Source organism: Burkholderia sp. MSMB1826 (assembly GCF_001526325.1).
Taxonomy (GTDB): Bacteria; Pseudomonadota; Gammaproteobacteria; order Burkholderiales; family Burkholderiaceae; genus Burkholderia.
Genome location: NZ_LOYN01000033.1, coordinates 92848 through 111716, shown reverse-complemented (window position 1 = coordinate 111716; position 18869 = coordinate 92848). Strand labels below are relative to the sequence as shown.

At 58.7% G+C, this 18869-nt stretch carries 20 protein-coding genes and 4 pseudogenes; 12 read left to right on the top strand and 12 right to left on the bottom strand.

Going from position 1 to position 18869, the window contains the following annotated elements; translation table 11 throughout:
* Positions 1–128: 128 nt before the first annotated feature.
* Positions 129–329 (top strand): annotated as a pseudogene (locus WS95_RS36195) (IS110 family transposase); the annotation flags it as partial.
* Positions 330–336: 7 nt separating this feature from the next.
* On the opposite strand, the pseudogene WS95_RS21875 reads toward WS95_RS36195, so the two are convergent.
* A pseudogene (locus WS95_RS21875) lies at positions 337–1413 on the bottom strand (IS256 family transposase); the annotation flags it as partial.
* A 510-nt stretch (positions 1414–1923) separates the two neighbouring features.
* Between WS95_RS21875 and WS95_RS35105 the strand changes: the two are divergent.
* The 3 genes and pseudogenes from WS95_RS35105 to WS95_RS35100 all read left to right on the top strand — a co-directional run.
* Positions 1924–2523, top strand: coding sequence for a hypothetical protein (locus WS95_RS35105; protein ID WP_156444561.1), 600 nt, complete (start codon positions 1924–1926; stop codon positions 2521–2523).
* Positions 2524–2918: 395 nt separating this feature from the next.
* Positions 2919–4814, top strand: a complete 1896-nt coding sequence (locus tag WS95_RS21870; RefSeq protein WP_156444560.1) for a type III effector protein — start codon at positions 2919–2921, stop codon at positions 4812–4814.
* An 84-nt stretch (positions 4815–4898) separates the two neighbouring features.
* Positions 4899–5298, top strand: a pseudogene (locus tag WS95_RS35100) (IS256 family transposase); the annotation flags it as partial.
* Here WS95_RS35100 and WS95_RS35095 read toward each other — a convergent pair.
* The 4 genes and pseudogenes from WS95_RS35095 to tnpA form a co-directional block, all read right to left on the bottom strand.
* Positions 5299–5562 (bottom strand): annotated as a pseudogene (locus WS95_RS35095) (plasmid pRiA4b ORF-3 family protein); the annotation flags it as partial. It lies immediately after the preceding pseudogene.
* Between the two features lie 40 nt (positions 5563–5602).
* Positions 5603–7165 (bottom strand): IS66 family transposase, encoded by a 1563-nt coding sequence (tnpC, locus tag WS95_RS21860; RefSeq protein WP_059825857.1) that lies wholly within the window; start codon positions 7163–7165, stop codon positions 5603–5605.
* A 29-nt stretch (positions 7166–7194) separates the two neighbouring features.
* Positions 7195–7542: an IS66 family insertion sequence element accessory protein TnpB gene (gene tnpB, locus WS95_RS21855; protein ID WP_059825853.1), complete on the bottom strand. Its 348-nt coding sequence runs from the start codon at positions 7540–7542 to the stop codon at positions 7195–7197.
* Positions 7539–7946, bottom strand: coding sequence for an IS66-like element accessory protein TnpA (gene tnpA, locus WS95_RS21850; RefSeq protein ID WP_048984163.1), 408 nt, complete (start codon positions 7944–7946; stop codon positions 7539–7541). Before tnpA ends, tnpB begins: the two co-directional genes overlap by 4 nt.
* On the opposite strand from tnpA, the gene WS95_RS36040 reads away from it, so the two are divergent.
* Positions 7894–8226, top strand: coding sequence for a transposase (locus WS95_RS36040; RefSeq protein WP_306454120.1), 333 nt, complete (start codon positions 7894–7896; stop codon positions 8224–8226). The genes tnpA and WS95_RS36040 overlap by 53 nt on opposite strands.
* Positions 8227–8294: 68 nt before the next feature.
* Here WS95_RS36040 and WS95_RS36145 read toward each other — a convergent pair whose 3' ends face one another.
* Positions 8295–8489, bottom strand: a complete 195-nt coding sequence (locus tag WS95_RS36145; RefSeq protein WP_179950220.1) for an RNA polymerase sigma factor — start codon at positions 8487–8489, stop codon at positions 8295–8297.
* Positions 8490–8918: 429 nt separating this feature from the next.
* Here WS95_RS36145 and WS95_RS21840 point away from each other — a divergent pair, with 429 nt between their 5' ends.
* The 4 genes from WS95_RS21840 (at position 8919) to WS95_RS33925 (ending at position 12627) form a co-directional block, all read left to right on the top strand.
* Positions 8919–9590: an RNA polymerase sigma factor gene (locus tag WS95_RS21840; RefSeq protein ID WP_257139926.1), complete on the top strand. Its 672-nt coding sequence runs from the start codon at positions 8919–8921 to the stop codon at positions 9588–9590.
* Positions 9587–10246, top strand: coding sequence for a zf-HC2 domain-containing protein (locus WS95_RS21835; RefSeq protein ID WP_156444559.1), 660 nt, complete (start codon positions 9587–9589; stop codon positions 10244–10246). Before WS95_RS21840 ends, WS95_RS21835 begins: the two co-directional genes overlap by 4 nt.
* A 228-nt stretch (positions 10247–10474) precedes the next feature.
* Positions 10475–11182, top strand: a complete 708-nt coding sequence (locus WS95_RS21830) for a TorF family putative porin (RefSeq protein WP_059825846.1) — start codon at positions 10475–10477, stop codon at positions 11180–11182.
* A gap of 26 nt (positions 11183–11208) precedes the next feature.
* Positions 11209–12627, top strand: coding sequence for a S8 family peptidase (locus tag WS95_RS33925; protein WP_082746989.1), 1419 nt, complete (start codon positions 11209–11211; stop codon positions 12625–12627).
* Positions 12628–13161: 534 nt separating this feature from the next.
* Here the strand turns inward: WS95_RS33925 and WS95_RS21820 are convergent.
* Complete coding sequence (locus tag WS95_RS21820; protein WP_059825875.1) at positions 13162–13638, bottom strand: lytic transglycosylase domain-containing protein; 477 nt, start codon at positions 13636–13638, stop codon at positions 13162–13164.
* A 612-nt stretch (positions 13639–14250) separates the two neighbouring features.
* Here WS95_RS21820 and WS95_RS21815 point away from each other — a divergent pair.
* The 3 genes from WS95_RS21815 to WS95_RS35850 all read left to right on the top strand — a co-directional run bounded on the left by WS95_RS21815 (position 14251) and on the right by WS95_RS35850 (position 16229).
* Positions 14251–15141 (top strand): response regulator transcription factor, encoded by an 891-nt coding sequence (locus WS95_RS21815; RefSeq protein WP_179950219.1) that lies wholly within the window; start codon positions 14251–14253, stop codon positions 15139–15141.
* 424 nt (positions 15142–15565) lie between these two features.
* Positions 15566–16096, top strand: coding sequence for an IS256 family transposase (locus tag WS95_RS35855; RefSeq protein ID WP_059825839.1), 531 nt, complete (start codon positions 15566–15568; stop codon positions 16094–16096).
* On the top strand, positions 16035–16229 hold the full coding sequence (locus tag WS95_RS35850) for a hypothetical protein (protein WP_373557162.1): 195 nt from the start codon (positions 16035–16037) through the stop codon (positions 16227–16229). Before WS95_RS35855 ends, WS95_RS35850 begins: the two co-directional genes overlap by 62 nt.
* Before the next feature lie 209 nt (positions 16230–16438).
* Here the strand turns inward: WS95_RS35850 and WS95_RS21805 are convergent, their stop codons facing one another.
* The 5 genes from WS95_RS21805 to hrpD5 form a co-directional block, all read right to left on the bottom strand.
* Positions 16439–16663 (bottom strand): hypothetical protein, encoded by a 225-nt coding sequence (locus WS95_RS21805; RefSeq protein ID WP_059825836.1) that lies wholly within the window; start codon positions 16661–16663, stop codon positions 16439–16441.
* Between the two features lie 21 nt (positions 16664–16684).
* On the bottom strand, positions 16685–17140 hold the full coding sequence (locus tag WS95_RS21800) for a CesT family type III secretion system chaperone (protein WP_059825833.1): 456 nt from the start codon (positions 17138–17140) through the stop codon (positions 16685–16687).
* A gap of 147 nt (positions 17141–17287) precedes the next feature.
* A complete protein-coding gene (locus WS95_RS35385) occupies positions 17288–17446 on the bottom strand; it encodes a hypothetical protein (protein ID WP_179950218.1) in 159 nt (52 codons plus the stop codon).
* Between the two features lie 147 nt (positions 17447–17593).
* Positions 17594–17827 (bottom strand): hypothetical protein, encoded by a 234-nt coding sequence (locus WS95_RS21795; protein ID WP_059825829.1) that lies wholly within the window; start codon positions 17825–17827, stop codon positions 17594–17596.
* Between the two features lie 11 nt (positions 17828–17838).
* The gene (gene hrpD5, locus WS95_RS21790; protein ID WP_156444558.1) at positions 17839–18852 is read right to left on the bottom strand and encodes an HrpD5 family protein; all 1014 of its coding nucleotides are present in this window, start codon (positions 18850–18852) and stop codon (positions 17839–17841) included.
* Between the last annotated feature and the right edge of the window lie 17 nt (positions 18853–18869).

Sequence of the window (18869 nt, the reverse complement as noted above, 5' to 3'; positions counted from 1 at the left end):
ACTACCTGTCGCCAGCAGAGTTTGCTGCGAAACACCGAGCAACAGCGGATGCTCCCGCCGCTTTCCAGGAGCTGGTTTAAAGGGACTTTGCTAGAAGCCCATCGGCCCTATTGAAGGGGGCAGGTCAGGAACTGCAGGCTGGAATGCCGGCGCAGCATGGCTCGCGCAAAGGTTCGGCTGCCGCCTACAGTCTGAAGAGTGTCCGTCAGCAAGAGCGAGCCGTGGCTGAGCAGTCTGAGCGAACTTATCAAAGACTGTTTAACCGGTGGAAGCAGTCGCGCCCCAAATCAGACAGCGCGCCGATACGGTGGCCTGAGGCGCGAACATAGCGAACGAGCGAAGCGCGGTGCGGGACTTGTGCATTTCATCCGTCGTGTAGATAATCTTGCGCACACCCGGCGGAAACGCAAAGAACGGGATCACCCGATCCCAGGCGTTGCGCCACGCGCTGCTGACGGTCGGGAATTTCTGGCCCCACGGGCCATCCGCAAACGCATCGAGTTCGGCCTGAGCGGCTTCCGCGCTGGGCGCGGCGTAGATCGGTTTGATCGCGGCGGCCAAGCCTCGGCGGTCCTTCCAACTGGCGTAATCGAGGCTGTTGCGGATGAGGTGGACGATGCAGGTCTGCAGCGTGGTGGCCGGGAACACGGCGGCCAGCGCTTCGGGCATGCCCTTGAGCCCGTCCGTGACGGCAATCAGGATGTCGTGAACGCCGCGCGTCTTCAGATCGTTGAATACCTTCATCCAGAATTTGGCACCCTCGGTATTCTCGATCCAGAGGCCCAGGATCTCCCGCGTGCCGTCGGGCAGCACGCCCAGCGCCAGGTACACCGCCTTGTTGCGCACGACGGCGTCTTCGCGAATCTTGACGCGCAGTGCGTCGAAAAACACGACCGGATACATCGGCTCGAGCGGCCGGGCCTGCCAGGCGGTTACTTCGGCCATGACCTCGTCGGTGACCGAGCTGATGAAGTCGGGCGAGACCTCGGTGCCGTACTGTTCCAGCAAGAAGCCCTGAATCTCGCGTACGGTCATGCCTCGGGCATACATGGCAACGATCTTGTCGTCGAAGCCCGTGAAGCGCCGTTCGTGCTTGGGAATCAGGATGGGTTCGAAGCTGCCATCGCGGTCACGTGGCACCTCGATACGGATCGGACCGTCTTCGGTCAGAACCGTCTTGGCCCCTTTGCCGTTGCGCTGATTCGTGGCGTTGACCGGCTTGGCAGCACCGGGAGGGTAGCCGAGATGATGGTTCATCTCGCCGCCCAATGCCCGTTCGATCAGCGCCTTCTTGAGCGCCAGCGTCGCGGCGTTGATGGCTTCGGCCGTCATCGGACCGTTGCCGAACTGCTCGAGCAACTCGGCCGGAATCGCCGGCAGAGTCGCCGGCTGGGCTTTCGGTTTGCGAGGCATAAACTCTCCTTGGGAGCATGTTATGCCTTAAACACAAAATTTTTGACAGGCCCGTCTTACTGCTAACCGGCGAGAAACTCACATACGACGTCGGGAACCTATCATCAGACTTTTCCGGCCGAAATCCCCCGTGTTACGGATTTACATCTATCGCATTCGAGCAGGTACACAGCGGCGTACGGGGCAGCGTTTGTTGAGGCTGGATCGGTCTTTCCGATTCCGCTTGTAATGGGCGAATGCTCAGGCACGTCCTCAACTCTCTGCGCCCGTGCGTCTATAGCCCTCTTGAAAGTGGCACGCGGTTCGACCTGTCAATGCCGTCACCTTTCGTTAGCAGGCGCACTACTTCGCCGGTGGGGCTGACTGCGTATTATGGCTCGGCGCATGCTGCCATAAGGTCATTTTACTACGTAGCTTCAACAACCAAACAACCGGTCTCCCTTCCGATGCGCTCTCTGGCGAGCATCAGGGGAGACTCTTGCTTCCCCCAACTTTCATTGGAGTCACGTCATGCGAGTCCAAAGCAGAAGCAGCAGTCTTACAACTGCTTTCGCCGATCGGCAAACCGCGGGGCGCGGCATCAGCGCCACGGGCGGACCAAGCTTGAAGTCGCGCTTTTCCGGTTCGGCGAGCGCACTCCTTTCGAGTCTTAGGTCGATGGGGGCGCGACTGGCGAGGCGTTTGCTTGCAACTGCACCGATGGCTGCCAGTTCTAAGGAAGCCCCTGTTGTGGACGCTGTTCAGTGGATCAATCAGCAGCGTCGACAAGGCAATGCCCCACGCATCGGTGCTAATCGCGATGTGACGAAGTTGACTCGCGAGCAAGCAATGGTATTGAACACAGCCGTGCCGAAACGAGTTCCGCCAGCCCCGCCGACGAGCAAGAGCAGCGCAATTGTCAAGGCTAAGAAGGCCACCACAGAGTCTTTTCACGCTAGTCCGGAGACCGATTCCGACGACGATCTGTTCGAGTTGCGTTTGCCGGCCACAGACCATGCTGCGCCAAGGACGCAATTTCAGCTTTTCAACGAAGAATGCGCCTTTCTGGGGGTACCTGTGCAGAAGTCACCGCACTTCCACGCAAGCGCATCTCGACGAGGCGAGCAATGAAGTCAAAGAGGGCGGTATAGGAGCGAATCCGGTACGGAGGCGTGTGCTCGCACCGTCATACCGAGACCAATCAAATGTGACGCCTGGAGTGTCCGATGCAACTGCGATTCGCGCTGTTCAGAATCGTATTGCGAAAATGTTCGGCCAGATGCTCAAATTTCCGCGAATACTATGGCGTACAGATTCTCGCGCGACAGCGCCATGGGTGAACACTTACGCTGAATCGCGTTCTCAAGTCGGCGCTCAAACGAACCTTGAATGCCAGCTTTGTTCTAGAAGACACCGTCCCACTTCCCGACAAACATACCGGGACTGGGTAATGAGTTTGGTGAAAGTGCAGCGCGTGCATGACGCGGACGCCGTAGTCTGCGAATAGGCCGCGCACAGGAGCTGCTATGAAAAGCCATTCCGCAGTTAATCTACGCTCAATGTCAGATTCAGGCTTGAATTCTGAGAATCCGACGCGCGGCGATAACACTCACCGACGTGCGCGTGTGCGCTCTGCCGAATTCGCGTTGTCGAAGTTTGGTGCGTCCCTCGCATCGCCGTCACATCCACCGGCCGCAACTGCCGACGGACGCGGACGCGCACCAGCCAATCACTTGAAAAACCGTGGCGCGGGCGGCGGTGAGATCTTGGAGGTGGAACAGCACAGGACGCTAGGCGAACTAATGCATCAGGAGCGTCCGACGCCGGAGACGTTCGCACATATGGCGCGCCTACAACCGCGCAAGCCGGCGCATGAACTCTCAATAGTCGATTCCGGCAATAAAGCCGGCATGCGCGTGCCATCACGGATATCATCTTCGACACGCAAAAAAACGCCGGGCACGCTCGGAAAAGTCACCAAGGCACCGAAATCCAAAACCGCATCACCTGCTGCTGACCAGAATCCCGCAGGACCGCGCTCCATTCGGACAATGCCCTCAGGACCAAAGATCAACGGCATGGACAACGTGCTGATGTCGGCCTACAACCTTGAGGACGACAAACTGTCGTCCATTACCGAAGCACTTGGACTTGGGCCCGTGCACGCAGATCGGCATGAGCGCGATATGCAAATAGCAATGCTTGGACGCATACTGCGCGACGGCGTCTATCGGGGGCCGTCTGTGCCCACTGCTAATTCTATCGCACAGTTGGAGTTTGGCCGCGGTCTGCCGCCCGAACGTCTAAAGCAACTCATCGAAGTAGCTAATCGAGCTTCCTGCTTCATTACCGAGCGTCAGCAGCGCGGCAAGGACGGCGAGATGCAGCAGGTGTTGCAACTTCACTTTAAACGATCCTGCGATTCAGGTACCCAGTCCCTGGCATCGCAGCCGAATTCGGCCAACTATAAGGCTGTGAAGGCGCTGGCCAAACTGATGGCTGACCTTACCGTGCCCAGACAAGGCATGGGTATGCGACGGATTTCGATCGACTCGGTCGCCGCTAGGATGAGGGACGGCGACAGCTCGCAGGTATTCGTAGAGCACTTCGCGCAGCACACGCAGACGAGGCCGCGGCGTGTACGGCTTGCCCCGGGACGTTTCAACGAGGCGAACATCCGTAATGCCTGGCTGTTTACCGCGCTAACACCCGAGGAGAAGGAAAAGCTGGTGCATGCCTCGAGCGTGTCGCATCTTCAGTTTGAGGAGCGACGCTCTACGGCACCTAACGGGACGCGTGACGTGAAACTCAGAATTTTCTTCGGCGGAACGGAGAACTTGCGCGACGTAAGACAGGCGCTCGTCAGCGTGGCGGGTGGTATTGGAACGGTTTTTGGCGCGGTACGCGATGCCGCAGAAATCGTTGCAATGAATATTGAGCGTGCACAGCGTGAGGGATATCGAGTCGAATTCGAACACATCGCGGGTGCCTCAATGGGCGGGGCCAGTGCTCAACTTTTCACCGCGGCGCTGCTAAGCCGCGTCAACTTGCAGAAGCAACCGCCGCTCGTGCTTCTCGATCCGCAATTGCCCAATCTTGCACAATTGCGCCACGCCGTGAAGGGCGGCACGCTTGGCTACGACTATACGAAACCGCGTGGCGTTGCGGTTACGCTCGACTATCCAGCGGCCCCTCGCAAAGGCTTGATGGGGCGCATGAAGGGCCTCGGCTTCAAGTCGCCAGGCATTGTACGGCTCAAACTAGCTTTGAGTGACTACGACGGCGTCAGACTCACAAGAGACGGTGACCTCGAGACGTCGCCTCCGCGGCCAAGTGGCCCCCCGGGCATGGGTTATCACGCCGATCCCGATCTGTATCTCGCGGCGATAGATCGCTTCTCTCGCCGCGTCGAACTGAGTTGACAAGTGGCCTCGAGCATTCCGGCAAGTGCGCCGGAAAGGCGGATATAGGTAAGTCCAGCTTAAGCTTGCCCGCTACAACGCTCCCAGCAGCGGCCGCTCGAGCGGATGTACCCGGTCGTGTTCTTCGACACCTTGCGAGTCAAGACCCGCGAAGGTGTCGTGCGCAACAAGGCGATCTACCCGGCGCTGGGCGTGAGCCGCGACGGCACAAGTGACGTGTTGGGCCTTTGGATTGCGCAGACCGAGGGGGCCAAGTTCTGGCTGCGGGTGGCGAACGATCTTAAGCTACGCGGCGTGCAGGATGTCCTGATCGGCGTGGTCGACGGTGAAGAGCTTCCCGGAAGCGATCACCACGGTGTTCCCGGAAACGACGATCCAGGCGTGCATCGTTCATCTGATCCGGAACTTTCTGGACTTCGCCAGCTGGAAGGGCACGAAATCGGTCGCAGCGGAGCTCACAGAGGTCTATCGGGCACCGCCGGCCCTTCTGCAGTCGAACCTTCCGGTCATCGGCGCTCGTGCCCGGGTCGGCGAAGTCCAGCACGTCGTCGACCTCGAACATGGCGTAGGTCATGCCGTCGATCAGGAAGTCGTGCAGGTGGGTGTCTTCCCAGCCGAAGGCCGCCAGCAGGATATGGTGCAGCTTGCGCAGCGACTCGGTTCCTTCGACCTCGATCCTGCGCCAGATGGGCGGCTCGATGTGTTGAAGCTGCACGTGCAGGGTAAAGCGCTGGAACGATTTCGCCATCTGATCTCCGGGTGAACGGGAAGCCAGCGGCATTATCGCCTTACGATGCCAGGGTGGTCATGTTCCAGGGCAGCAGGTCCTCGACCCGGTTGATCGGATGGCCTGCAATGCGCGTGAGCACGGTGCGCAGATACGCCCCAGGATCGATGCCGTTGAGCTTGGCCGTACCGATCAGACTGTAGATCGCCGCCGCACGCTCGCCACCTGAGTCCGCACCGGCGAACAGGTAGTTCCGGCGCCCGATTGCCACTCCGCGCAACGCGCGCTCAACTGGCAGGTTATCGATTTCCAGACGCCCGTCGTCACAGTAGCGTGTGAGCGCTTCCCACCGGTTCAGCGCATAGAGAATCGCCCGACTCGTGTCGGATTTGCGCGAGAGCGTTTCCAGCGTGGCACTCAGCCACGCATGGAGCTGATCGAGCAAGGGCCTGCTATGTGTTTGCCGGTACGCCTGTCGCTCATCGGGCGGCTTGCCCCGGATCGCTTCCTCGATCTTGTACAACGCGCCGATACGCTCGAGCGCCTCGGTGTTCAAGGCATTCGGGCGTGCGGCGTGCAGTTCGTAGAACTGTCGCCGAGCATGTGCCCAGCAAGCTGCTTCGGTTACCCGCCCGGTTTCGTAAATCGCCTGATATCCGCCGTAGGCATCCGCCTGAAGCGTGCCGTTGAACGATTCGAGATGCTGCTGCGGATGGACGCCCTTGCGGTCGGCCGTATAGGCGAACCAGACGGCCGGCGGCGTCATGTCGCCCGAGTTCCGATCGTCGCGCACGTAGACCCACAGCCGTCCGGTTTTCGTCTTGCCATTGCCTGGCGCGAGCACAGGCACTGGCGTATCGTCGGCATGCAGTTTGGTGGCTGCCATGACGTGCCGGCGTAAGGCGTCGACCAGCGGTTGCATCAGGCTCGCGCCATGACCCACCCATTTCGCCAGCAACGAGCGATCCAGATCGACACCCTCGCGCGCATAGATCGCCGACTGGCGGTACAGCGGCAGATGGTCCGCGAACTTCGAGACCAGCACATGGGCCAGCAAGCCCGGGCCAGGCAGGCCACGCTCGATGGGGCGGCTCGGCGCAGCAGGTTGTGTAATGTGGTCGCAGCACGTGCATGCCAGTTTCGGGCGCACATGGCGGATCACGCGGAAGCTGGCCGGTACATATTCCAGCTGCTCGGAGATGTCCTCGCCGAGTTGCTTCATGGCACCGCCGCACGCCGTGCAGGTTTTGCCCGATTCCGGCCAGTACGTCAGGATCTCGCGTGGCAGATGCTCGGGGAGCGGTTTGCTCGGCGCTTGTTCCGGTGCGATACGCGGCGTCTTCGGAATCTCGATGGGGGCAGCGCCTTCGTCGGCCTCGAGCTCTTCCAGTTGCAACTCGAGCTGCTCGATCTGACGGTCGAGCTTCTCGGAGCTCCGGCCGAACTGCATGTGGCGCAGTTTCGCGATCAGCAGCTTCAGATGCTCGATCTCGGCCTTGGCAGTAGCGTTCGCCGCCTTGTGCGATTCGACAACATCTTTCAGATGCCCAATGCGCGCATCGCGCTCAAGCAGCATGGCCTTGAGCGCTTCGATGTCGTCCGGATAGACGTTTGCCGTGGTCATGCCGGCAGTCTACGCGGCGGCCGGCAGGTTTACAACGCCGATGTCGGCTCCGCCGTGCGTACAGGCTGCCGCCAGTCGATACCTTCGAGCAGCATCGACAGTTGCGCCTGGCTCAGGCACACCACGCCACCATCGGCACGTGGCCACACGAACCGACCGCGCTCCCGACGTTTCATCAGCAGACACATGCCGTCGCCGCTCCACCACAACACTTTGACCAGACCGCCACGCTTGCCGCGGAACACGAACACGTGGCCGCTGAACGGGTCTCGCTCCAGCACGGTCTGGACCTTCGCGGCCAAGCTATTGAAGCCCGAGCGCATGTCGGTCACGCCGGCGGCCAGCCAGATCTTCGAGTGGCTGGGTAGTCCGATCATGCTGTCGGTCCCGACGTGCCGCGCAACATACGGAGCACCAGCAACAGCGTGGCTTCATGCGGCGAGCCTTCGATGCGCACTCGGGTGTTGCCTACGCTGATCTCGATGGCGCCCGCCGGAGCGGCACTGGCGACCGGCGCCGGGGCCGGTTGCTCGATCTCTTGCGCCGGTGCCTCCACGGTCACGGGCAGCAAGTCCACCGGATCGTATTCGCCGGCACGCAATGCTCGACGCCATTTGAACACCAGGTTCGGATTCACCCCATGCTCCATCGCCAGACGCGCCACCGATACGTCCGGCTCGCAGGCCAGCTTGGCCAGATGCCGTCGAAATTCGATCGGGTGATTCGGAATGCCTTTGCGTGAAGTTCTCTTCGGCGTATCTGTTGCCACTTTGGTCCCCACTACTTTGGTGGGGACTACTCTGGCAACTTCCTTTCACATCGTCGAGACGGTGCTGGGGACACGCTTACATACGACCAATGCGATCGAGTCGTTGCACATGCAGCTTCGGAAGATCATTAAGGCGCGCGGCCACTTCCCGTCGGGCGAGGCTGCGCTCAAACTGATCTGGCTGGCGCTACGCAACGTCGTAGCTAAATGGACCGGCTCCCGGCACGATTGGAAGAGTGCGATGACGCAGTTCGCACTGCTTTATCCGGAACGATTCAACATTGGAGTCTGAATCTCAACCCGCCTCACACACGAAATTCCGGATACCCCCACTTTCCACGAAATCCTGGGAACTCCACTTCAAGTTCTCTTCGCTCGCCCGAGCGCTTCCAATGTTTCACGCGACTTGCAGCGTGCCCGGTGCATACGCACCTTGACTCTAGTCACCGGCCGACCGGTAATCTGCGCGATCTCAGCGACGGAATGACCGAGCACATACGCGAGTGTTATCACGAGCCGTTGCTCGACGGGCAATAGGTCAAGCGCTTTTTCCAACAGGCCGGGAAGTTCGTTTTCGTACCAGTACTGAGCTACGTATCGGAATTGTCAATGTCCAGGGCCTAAAATTGCGAGTGGCGCTGGTCACGCAATGCGCGTAGGGCCGAACGATATGCGTTACCGATGAATCACCTCGGTCGAGACCGAGAAAGCGTTCGAAACCGGTGTTGCCCCCCTGCGTACAAGCCATTTACGTCCTTGAAGAAGATACGTCCTTGAAGAAGATCGGGGACACGATGCTGTCCGCGTATGACTGCAACGTTGACCTGGAGAATAGATAGGGCTCGCCAGCTCCGGCCTCCGCTTCTCCCGGGGCACCCACAAGCGGGCAGATGTGCAGCCAAATGGCGGCTCGGGCTTGAAAGGAGGGTCTCCCACGTGCAAAACATAGCGGGGTCGAGTATAGGGGCATGAGGATTTTTTTCGTTGCGCGCAACTTTTTCCGCTTCTGGGGCAACTCATGGTCGTTCTGACCTTCTGGCGGATCGCCAGCCGAGCAATATGCCCCCGGAACCGATTGTCTCTGGTAACGTCATGCTTGACACCCGCAGCTTCGACGCAGATGATGCCGCGCTTTTGCGGCGCATCGCGGTAGCTGACAAGTCCGCGCTGGAAGAACTATATCGCCAGTATCATCGCCGACTGGTCCGATTTTTGGGTCGATTGACACGGCGCGACGATGTAATCGAGGAAGTCATTAACGACACCTTCATGATCGTATGGCGCAAGGCCGGCGAATTTCGTGGTCAGTCGCAAGTATCGACTTGGCTCATGGGCGTTGCTTATCGCGTCACTCTGAAGGCGCTGCGGAGCAACGGTTTGGTAGCCGGCTCATGTGAGTTTGGTGGTGATCGGCTGTTCACTGAGCCTTTCACCGACCATGAAACCGCCGACTGGTTACACAAGGGCATGATGAGCCTCACTCCGGAGCAGCGGATCGTGATGGAGCTGGCTTATGTAATGGGCCATTCTCTGGAGGAGATTGCAGAGATTACGAAAAGCCCTGTCAGTACCGTGAAGGCCAGGATGTTCCATGCGCGTGTCAAGCTGCGCAATAGGTTGCCGGCTCTCGCCGGAGACGATAGGAGTGGTCAATGAGCAATCCAGCTGGGAGCGAACGGGCTCACCTGGATGTATGGGAATTGTTACCGTGGATCGTCAATGGTCGGGCGTCGGACGCCGAACGTGTGCTGGTTGAGGTCCATGTGCGCGACTGCCATCGATGCCGCGCCGAGTTAGGGGCTCAACGGAAGCTGCACGACGCGATGGGGGCACGGGAGTATGCCGGACCGGATCTCGAACTCGGTCTTGCGCGTTTGTGGCAGCGCTTCGAAGAGGGGGAGCAGCGCACCGCTCGCAGCGGCACGCCAGCACCTGCCCGCGGCCACATGACCGCGCTCGCGTGCGCATTCGCCGCGTTGGTACTGCTCGAGGCCGGTGCACTAGTGACACTTGGCATCGACCGTCCCGCGGATCGATCACCGGTGAGCTATCGCACCCTGTCGGAGACGGAATCAGGCCCCCCCCGCGCGACGATCCGGCTGGTCGCCGATACTGCCATGACGTTCGGCCAGCTTCAGGCGCTGCTGCTGCCGCTGCATTTGCAAATAGTGGGGGGGCCAAGCGAAAGCGGCGTTTATTCGCTGGGGCCGGTTGTCGCGCCAGGCGATGTCGCAAAGCAGTTGGCCGTGTTGCGCGCCGCACCGGGCGTGCGATTTGCGGAGCCAGTCGACGAGGGTTCCGGCGGCCCCTGACAAGCCCAGCACGCTTTTCTCGCGTTCGGTGATCGGCTAAATGATCAACGAAGATTCTCCCGCGTTGTAGCGCGGGTCGGTGCCTGCTGATTGCTACGAATGATGCTGTTGTTTTGTTTTTGATCCACCGGATACCCGAACAACAAAATGACGTTGAGATGTGGTTTAACTGCGCATTGCAACGGTGCGTGCTCATTCGTCGGTCCGGTCTGTCGCAACCTGCAGCGCATGGCGCTGTCCGTTGCTTTTAGTGCAGTACACGGCCTGTTTTTTCTATCGCAAGACGTGCTCGCGGCAAGCGAGGATTGGCAATACGAGATCGGCCTCGCCACTGACAAGATCACGCGTGGCATCGACATCAGCTATCACCAGCCATCAGTGAACGTTGCCGCGAACTGGTATCCGGGAAATGGTTTTTTTGCTGGCGGTTCCGTATCCTCTTTCAGGTTGAATGGCCAATCGACAGCTACAGGTGCAGAGGTGGTCGCCAACGCCGGTTATGGGTGGCGTCTTGCCAGCGACTGGAGTACGCAAGCCATGCTGTCGCACTATCAGTTCCTCCGCGGTCCGTCCGCTGCGCGCTCCTCTTACGACGAGGTCGTGCTGACAGCGGGTTGGCGCGACCTCTTGTTTGTGTCGATCGCCTGGTCTCCGAACACGAGCCTCGGTCCGTCGCCCAGTTCAAAGGCGGTATCGTACGATTTGGTTGGGCGTCTACCGCTCACGCACGGCTGGACGGGCACAGCCGGAATTGGCTATTACGACCTGCATACGGTGCTGGGTCTTGGTTACATTTACGGCAATATTGGGCTGACCTGGCAGTATCGTTCGCTGCAGTTCGACGTCGTCTATATAGCGACAAACGGCGGCGCCAAGGGAGCGTTCGGCAGTCGCGCATCGAATCGGTGGATCGCTGATGCAATCTGGCATTTTTGAAGCGCGCTGTAACTTTTGTTGGCACGATGCGCACTTACGGCTATTCCAGGATTAATCTGAGCCAAATGGCTATGGCCTCTGTCCCGCATTGCGTCTTTCGTCAGCTTGACTATGCCGCTTCAGCGGCGCGGTGTCGGCTTCTGGCTGCGTTGGTACTTGCTATCAGCATGCTGCTGGAGGCATCCGGATGTGCTGTGCTTCCCGCCACGCCGGATCCATCCATCGCCGCGCAGCAGATGAAGACGCGGCCAGAGCGCATGATCGTGCTGGCGGTCGTCAATTCACCGGAAACTCTGATGTTGCGGGCGGGCACCACGGCGGCCGGCTACGGTGCTGCGGCTGGCTACGTACCTGGCGGTAGCGCCCGGGCGCAGATTGCTGCGCTTGCTGCTCAATATCGTTTGAGAATAGTATCGTCGTGGCCGATTCCGTCACTAAAGGTGCATTGCGCAATGCTCGAAATCGCTGACGATGCTCAGCGTGACGAACTGCTTGCGCGACTCTCCACCGATCCACGCGTGCGGCTCGCGCAGCCGTTGCAGACTTTCGAACTGCTCGCGGACGCGGCGCGTAGCCGCGATTACGCTGATTTGCAGCAGAGTTTCCGGGAGATCGGCGCGGACGCTGCACATCAAGTCGCGCGAGGTGATGCCGTACGCGTGGCGGTGATCGACACAGGCTTGGACACCATGCACCCGGATTTGAGCGGGCGGGTTGTCGCAATCCGAAATTTTGTCGATGAAGATTGGGATCAATTCAATAGGGATCTGCACGGCACGGCGGTTGCGGGCGTCATTGCGGCTAATCGCGCAGGGGACAGCGGCGTTAAGCCAAGTGGTATTGAAGGCGTATCGCCACACGCGAAACTAATCGCAGTCAAGGCGTGCTGGCAGAGCAGCAAACACAGGGGGCGTTCGGTATGCAATTCATTTACGCTGGCCGAGGCGATTCAGGCGGCGCTCGATGATCATGCGCAAATCATTAATCTTAGCCTTGGCGGTCCCGCCGATCCACTCCTGAAACAACTGATCGAGTTGTCGGTGAAGAAGGGAGTAATCGTGGTCGGTGCCGTGCTGCCGGATGGTGATATGAAGGCGTTTCCCGTCGGTGTGCCCGGTGTGATCGCGGTCGATTCCGCGCGCGCTCCGGGTAGCGTCACGGCGGCGAAACCGAACGCGGCCGCCGTGCTCTTTGCGCCAGGTCGGGATATCCTAACGCTCACGCCGGGCGGGCATTACGACTTCGTTTCGGGTTCGTCGTTCGCGGCAGCCAACGTGACAGGCACGATCGCATTGCTGCTCGGGCTACAGCCGGGCCTCGACGCGCAGTCAATAGGGACGCTGCTTGACCAAACGAGTGGACCGACCCCACAGCATGTTCGCGTGATAAACGCTTGCCGTGCGATTACTGCGCTTCGTCGCCCTTGTCCGGAAGGGGCAATGTGAGCGGCAAGATGACGACATCCACCACTCGTATACGCCGGCGGCATGTCATGCTTTGCCATCAAGCGCGTTTCACCCGCCCGAGTCCGCTATGCGTGTCGCGCCGACCACTGCGCGCTTGATGCAAGAGTCGGTCCACAGTGGTCTCGGGTGTGACAGCAAATTGTGCGTTTTCTGCGGCGCAAGCCTCGTTAAGAGAGCCGATCGACGAGCAGGATACCTAGTAACTTTGGCGCGATCAGCCGGTTCATGTGCCAATTGACTGGGATCGAGCCCGAGGAGTCTTCGACCCGACACCGGCACCTCGAGCTATGCTGACCGTGTAGCTCGGATTCATGTCGATAGGCTTGCTCTATGCTTGTCACACACTGAAAAAAGCTCAAGACGCGAATGCTAGGGCTTTGACCTCGATAAACGTGGCCGCATTGCTTGCAGCGGCGCGATCGAACAGCACCCCGACGTGGTCACCTATGCTTGACTGTCCCATACTTGCATTGCCACAAGAACGGTGACTTAGTCGCACAGTGTCTGCGCAAATCATTTTTTCGTAATTGGTAGCAGGCGGGCCGTCGACTGATCAGGCTGACTCGGTGAGGGTGCCGACAGCGCACGCCAACTACGGAGGATGGCCGCGATATGACGCGCGTACAGATCGCGTTCTGCCGGCGTCTCCGAGTGATAGGAGCCGATTGCTGCCCAAGTGTTGCCATACTTCTCCATCTTGCCGTGGAGGTGCCATGCCGCGATATACACGTTCTTGCATGGCTCCATTAGCGTATCGCGGTTGATGTGATAGCGCGCGAGCTCTCGCAGATGGATCGAGTTGATCTGCATTACACCGTAGTCGAACGAGCCGTTTGCGTTGAGGTGCGTGGCATCGGGATGGTTGTGAGACTCCTGCCAGGCTATGGCACGCAGAACCATTGGATTGACGTGTTGATAAGTAGCTGCGTCGTCGAAGCAATCTGCTCGTGCGGTCTGTGTCAGCAAGGCAGTGAATAGGTAGACGGCAATCGCGAATGGCGAACGATGAAGTGTGTGCTGCACGAGTAACTTCCTCGATGATCTGGCTGAATGATGAAATTCTGATCGGACTGCACGTTGATAGTGAGGAAACAACCGAAAGATTGGAGGCGCGCGCGAATTCAGTTGCGTTCAGGTGGCCGCAACCAATCACTTGCATGGGAACCGCGAGTGATTCCTTGCAAATTGTCAGAAAACTATCACGCAATTGTCACACCCATTTGCCTCGAAGAATGTTTTTCGGGTGTGAGCTAATCTATTAGTTAGCCTATGTTGGGATGATGATGCATGGAAATGGCGAACTTTGGGCGAAGAAGCTTTTCTCGGTGGGGCAGCGTGCCGATCGGCGGATAGCAATATTTGCGGGCGTCGTGCATCTGTTGCTTATCCGCGAAGCACTAACGGGTAGAGAGATATCACTCGACAAAGTCAACGACGAGTGTGGAGCGAAAGAGGCCTTCGTTTCCGCATCGGATCGCCGATATTGCCGACACAACAACAAACGAGTGACCGGACAACAAGATGTATCACTGTGTCGCCGCCACCGTCGGAGGATGTCGGCCGTAAATCGAAGCGTTGTCACTTATCTGGATGAGAATTGCCGTGAATAATGACCTCCTTTTTGCAATTGCGACAGACGATCGGATGCTCCGACGCAATCTCACCGAGTTGCTTGCCACGGACGGTATTTTCGTCGAGCATTTTTCGTGTGAGCTAGATCTATTGCGTTCAACGCGTGCCAACCGCTATGACGTCGTACTGATCGATTCGAAAAGCGAATCGATGGCAACCAGCGCGTTGCTGTCCTGGCGTAGTTGCAATGCCGACGTATGTACACCGGTGGTCGTGCTGACCAACGAGTCCAATTGGTCGAATCTGTTGCGCTGGATCGACAATGGTGCAACCGATGTGGTCAACCGTTTCGATATGGAACAGATTCGCTTTCGCACCCGCCTCGCCATGCAGCGTATTGCGCACGATAGATCGACGCACGAAATCAGAATTGGCCGCTATCTGCTGCAAAGAGATACGTGTAGTGCGACGATAGACGGGGTCGATATTCCGTTGACGGCGCGAGAATTCGCCATCGCATGGTTGTTTTTCTCGAACCCGGGGAAGTTTTTTAGCCGGGCACAGATTGCGGCGAGTGTCTGGGGTGCGACGGAGCAGATCGCGGCGCGCACCCTTGAGCAGCATATCTATAAACTTCGCAAGAAGCTAGATCTGGCGCGTACCATAGACTTGAACCTGAAGACGGTATATGCGCTCGGCTACAAACTTGATGTTGCCAAGTCAGTACAATCGAAACTCGATGCCACCCCGGGGGCTGAATTCCCGGCGCTGCAAGCCGATCTCGAGTTGAGCGTGGCGGGCGAGACGGATTGCATTCGCGAAGCCCAGCAGACGCCGCTGACTAGCGTTCTGCATGGCGGGCAAGCTGGGTTTTTGACTGCTCTCGCGAGCCAGGAAGATGCCGCATTGAATAACGCTTGAGTACCGCTTCAGCGAGGCAACCTTACTTGGTGAGGCGGTGAGGGTAACACCTGTTCGGCGTATTTGTGGGCAAGGCATATCACGAGGTGTAAAGCAATGGTATGCCAACGAAGAAACTTTAGTGTCCTGGACAGCGGCTCAAAGGCCGCTGCCTGAACTGCCAAAGAAACTGCTGGACCAGTTGATCAAGGGCTCGATGGCGCTGACGGAGGTGCACTAGTCGATGCAAACGAACAAGGCGATCATCGAGCGGTCGATCGGTGCCGAGATGAGCGTGCATCAAGGCTATTCTCCGGGCTAGCTAAAAACGCTTGGCTAGACCAACGAGCGTAACGGTGCCAACGGCCGAACCGATCATCGCCGATCGTGGACCGACCGGATCGACATCCTCGCGATCGTGAAGGCACCTTCGATCCGGTGCTGATTGCCAAGGGCGAGCGACGGCTTCACTGGCTTCGACGACACGATCATCGCGATGTACGCATGCGGCGTGAGCGTGCGGGAGATTCGGGGTTTCCTGCTGGAGAGGCACGGCGTCGAAGTAGCGCCGGACTTCATCAGCACTGTGACCGACGCGGCGATCGACGAAGTCCGTGAATGGCAGCAGGGCCGCCCGAGACGACGAATTCGATTCGTGTTATTTGACGCCTTATGCGTCAAGATCCGCAACAAGGCGATCTACCTCGTGCTGGGCGTGCGCCGCGACGGCACACGCGAGGTGCTCGGCCTTCGGATCGAGCTTACCGAGGGTGCCAACTCCTGGCTGCGGGTGGTCAACGACCTGAAGCTGCGCGGCGTGCAGGACGTCCTGATGGCCGTGGTCGGAAGGCTTGAAGGGCTTCGCGGAAGCGATCAACACCGTATTCCCGGAAACAACGGTCCAGACCCGCATCGTGCATCTGGTCCGGAATTCGCTGGGCTTCACCAGTTGGAAAGGCAGGAAATCGGTCGCTGAGGTGCCCAAGGAGGTCTCAGGGCCGCGGTCTCCCGAAGCCGCTGCCGTGACATTAGATGCGCTCGATACGAGCCCGTGGGGCACAAAACACCCCCGACCGCCGTATTCTGGCGTGGGGCCTGAGATCAGTTGATTCCGTTCTACGCCCTGGGCCCTGACATTTAATGAAGATTGACATTGAATTAGCTCGTGATCCTTTTCAGATAACGATCGTTTTCGGGAAAGAAGACAACGCGATTCTCATCGTGGCCGCTCAAAAAACGTGGACAGGCTCCTATAGTACGGCGCAAATGCAGTGAGCCTGTCATGTGCAGCGTCCGACAGGCTCACTTGCTCACACATTCATGCTGCGTCGGGGTCGTCTTCTCGATCTTCCGCATCACGAGTCTGCTGATCCTGGAAAATCTGCATCATCAGCTGCTGAGCAAACGCGTTCACGGCCGCATCCATGTCGCCCTGGCTCCCCCCCTGGTTGCTGCTGCCATCCTTCTTTTTGTCCTTGTTCTCGGTCTCGTGGGTTGACGGATGGTCCGAGGCGCTGCCACGATTGCTACCGATCTTAGTCATCTGATTCTCCAAAAATTATGTTCACGCACGGATCCACACATAGTCTCCACGTGCAAGATTCTCGAACAGATCGTCACGTGCCGCGAAGATATTGTCGCGCCAATAACGACCATGCTCGACGTAATGTTCAATCAGTTCGAGCATCCACTGACCCGTGATCTCATCACACAGTGCAACGCGTACGATCAGCACGATGCCACCGGTGTCCACTTCCAATCCGAGTTGGGCCTGATCCTGCGCGTAGACGGCGAGATTCGCTTCCAGCAGCAACCTGAACACGCGCAGAGTACGGCCAGCTGTGACAACGCCAAACTGGAACGTGACATACAGCGCGTCCAGATCTTCCTCGAAATGATCGATGGCGATATCGAAGCCGTCGATTTCCAAGATGCCATGTTCTAGCATCGCCTCCGGATCGGGTATGTCGCGAAGGGAGCAGATTTCTCGGATCAGGTCGTCGCGTCGCTCGATGCTCATCTCAATGGCCGTGGTTGTTTCGGAAACGCGATCAGCTCACCTTTCAGCCGTCCGAGCGATACAATCAGACTTCAAAAAAGCCGGTTGGAGGCCGCGAGAGACCTCCAACCGGCGCACCATGCGCGGCCCGATGGCGCGCCGGAACGCTTAGCCGACGATATCCTTCGCGGCCTTCGGCCCCATCGTCGTCAGCTTCGCGATCGTGTTAGCACGGTTGATCTCGTTCTCTTCTTCCATTGCCTGATAGATGTCAGCGATCGAGGCCCCGGTACCACCTGCAGCGGTTGCTTGTGCGGCTTTCGGCATTCTGATTCTCCTAGAAAGTAAACAGCGGATTGCATTAACATTGCTCTGCTTCATGCGGAGCGCTGGAAAATGTGCTGACCTTGCGGGTCCGGCACGACTTGCTTTCATCGCGGCACATGAACCATATGCGCCACGATGAAGGCGTTACTACACGATTGCGCTACGGCACAGTTGTGCCGCGGCGCGGAATCCGTCTACAACGATACGTCCCGCCTGTGCTTCGTTGCTTGAGATATCTGTCGAGTTCGAGGCCACGGAGTCGGCGACCATATCCAGCGCGTTCGCCAATTCGCTTACCTCGGTATGACGAGCCGGTTGTGCCAGAGCTTGCGGGAGGTCTGCCAGCACATCGATCATTCGTTCGGTCATCGCTTCGTACATTTTCGTTATCCTTAATGAATCAGATCGCGGGAAGGAATGTCTGAGAGAAAGTTCTTCGTGCCGTCGCTCGTTTCGACGTACTTCACGGTGTCTGACGACAGCGCAGAATCGACGTTGCCTGCTACGATCAGGTCATCGGTACGGTCAACGCTTACGTTGATGTTTGACACCAGCGGCCCGATATCGCTGCGAAAGCGATCGACCACATCCCGCACACTCGCCGGCCGGCGCGCAGCGCCGCTAACTTCGAGGCGCCGCTGACCTACGTATCGCACTTGCACGTTGGGCTCGTGCAGTGACTCGGCGAGTGCGTTTGCGATTTCATCACCGGTGCGCACGCTCCAATCCAGGCGATTGACGGCGAGTGCTCGAAGGGCGGCGTGCAGTGTGCGCGCGTTCGCCGTATTCGAAACGATGCCGGTCACGACGAAGCCGTCCGGCTGCTGGGTGACCGTGAGATCCGTCTCATGCATCTGTGCGATCACCTGGCGGACGTCGGAGATTGTCGGCCGCGTTTGCGGCTGGGTGGTTGTTTGCGAATTCTTGCCTGTGGGCAATGCCATGGCCGCAGCGCCCATGGATCCGACGAGCAGCGCGGCAATACCCGCACGAGCCCATGGTGAGCGACGCTCCCGATTCAGTGCGTACAAGGGAGGGGGACCGGCGGGCGCGATACCGTCTGCTTCCTCGCCGTCATACTTTCGACGTTCAACATGCGGTGAGAACATCCGTTCCATCAACTGAAAATCGGACGGCCAGCTCGCATCGAATGGTCCGGCGCATATCACGACATCACCAAAACGTTGCGGTACAAAGTCTTCCATCACGATGGCGCTGGACGGATCATTTCGCATACCAATCATCAGGGTATCCTCAGAATTTGCGACTAGCTGCATGGTGCCTTCGCTCCAATCCGTGATCAGGATGTCTACTTCTGGCTCTGCGCCGATCGACATCGCTGTTGGAATCAACTTTATCTGTGCTCCAGCATGGAAGCCGGTGAGTACGCGAATTTCTTTGGACATGAGCGAAACCCCTTGAC

Coding starts and splice junctions, on each gene's coding strand:
- tnpC (WP_059825857.1), bottom strand. CDS start 7,165: ATGACCACGGCAAACGTCTATCCGGACGACATCGAAGCGCTCAAGGCC.
- WS95_RS21830 (WP_059825846.1), top strand. CDS start 10,475: ATGGCGCTGTCCGTTGCTTTTAGTGCAGTACACGGCCTGTTTTTTCTA.
- WS95_RS36040 (WP_306454120.1), top strand. CDS start 7,894: ATGCCTTTGCGTGAAGTTCTCTTCGGCGTATCTGTTGCCACTTTGGTC.
- WS95_RS35385 (WP_179950218.1), bottom strand. CDS start 17,446: ATGCCGAAAGCCGCACAAGCAACCGCTGCAGGTGGTACCGGGGCCTCG.
- WS95_RS21805 (WP_059825836.1), bottom strand. CDS start 16,663: ATGACTAAGATCGGTAGCAATCGTGGCAGCGCCTCGGACCATCCGTCA.
- WS95_RS33925 (WP_082746989.1), top strand. CDS start 11,209: ATGCGCACTTACGGCTATTCCAGGATTAATCTGAGCCAAATGGCTATG.
- WS95_RS35105 (WP_156444561.1), top strand. CDS start 1,924: ATGCGAGTCCAAAGCAGAAGCAGCAGTCTTACAACTGCTTTCGCCGAT.
- hrpD5 (WP_156444558.1), bottom strand. CDS start 18,852: ATGTCCAAAGAAATTCGCGTACTCACCGGCTTCCATGCTGGAGCACAG.
- WS95_RS21795 (WP_059825829.1), bottom strand. CDS start 17,827: ATGTACGAAGCGATGACCGAACGAATGATCGATGTGCTGGCAGACCTC.
- WS95_RS21800 (WP_059825833.1), bottom strand. CDS start 17,140: ATGAGCATCGAGCGACGCGACGACCTGATCCGAGAAATCTGCTCCCTT.
- tnpB (WP_059825853.1), bottom strand. CDS start 7,542: ATGATCGGACTACCCAGCCACTCGAAGATCTGGCTGGCCGCCGGCGTG.
- WS95_RS21870 (WP_156444560.1), top strand. CDS start 2,919: ATGAAAAGCCATTCCGCAGTTAATCTACGCTCAATGTCAGATTCAGGC.
- WS95_RS21835 (WP_156444559.1), top strand. CDS start 9,587: ATGAGCAATCCAGCTGGGAGCGAACGGGCTCACCTGGATGTATGGGAA.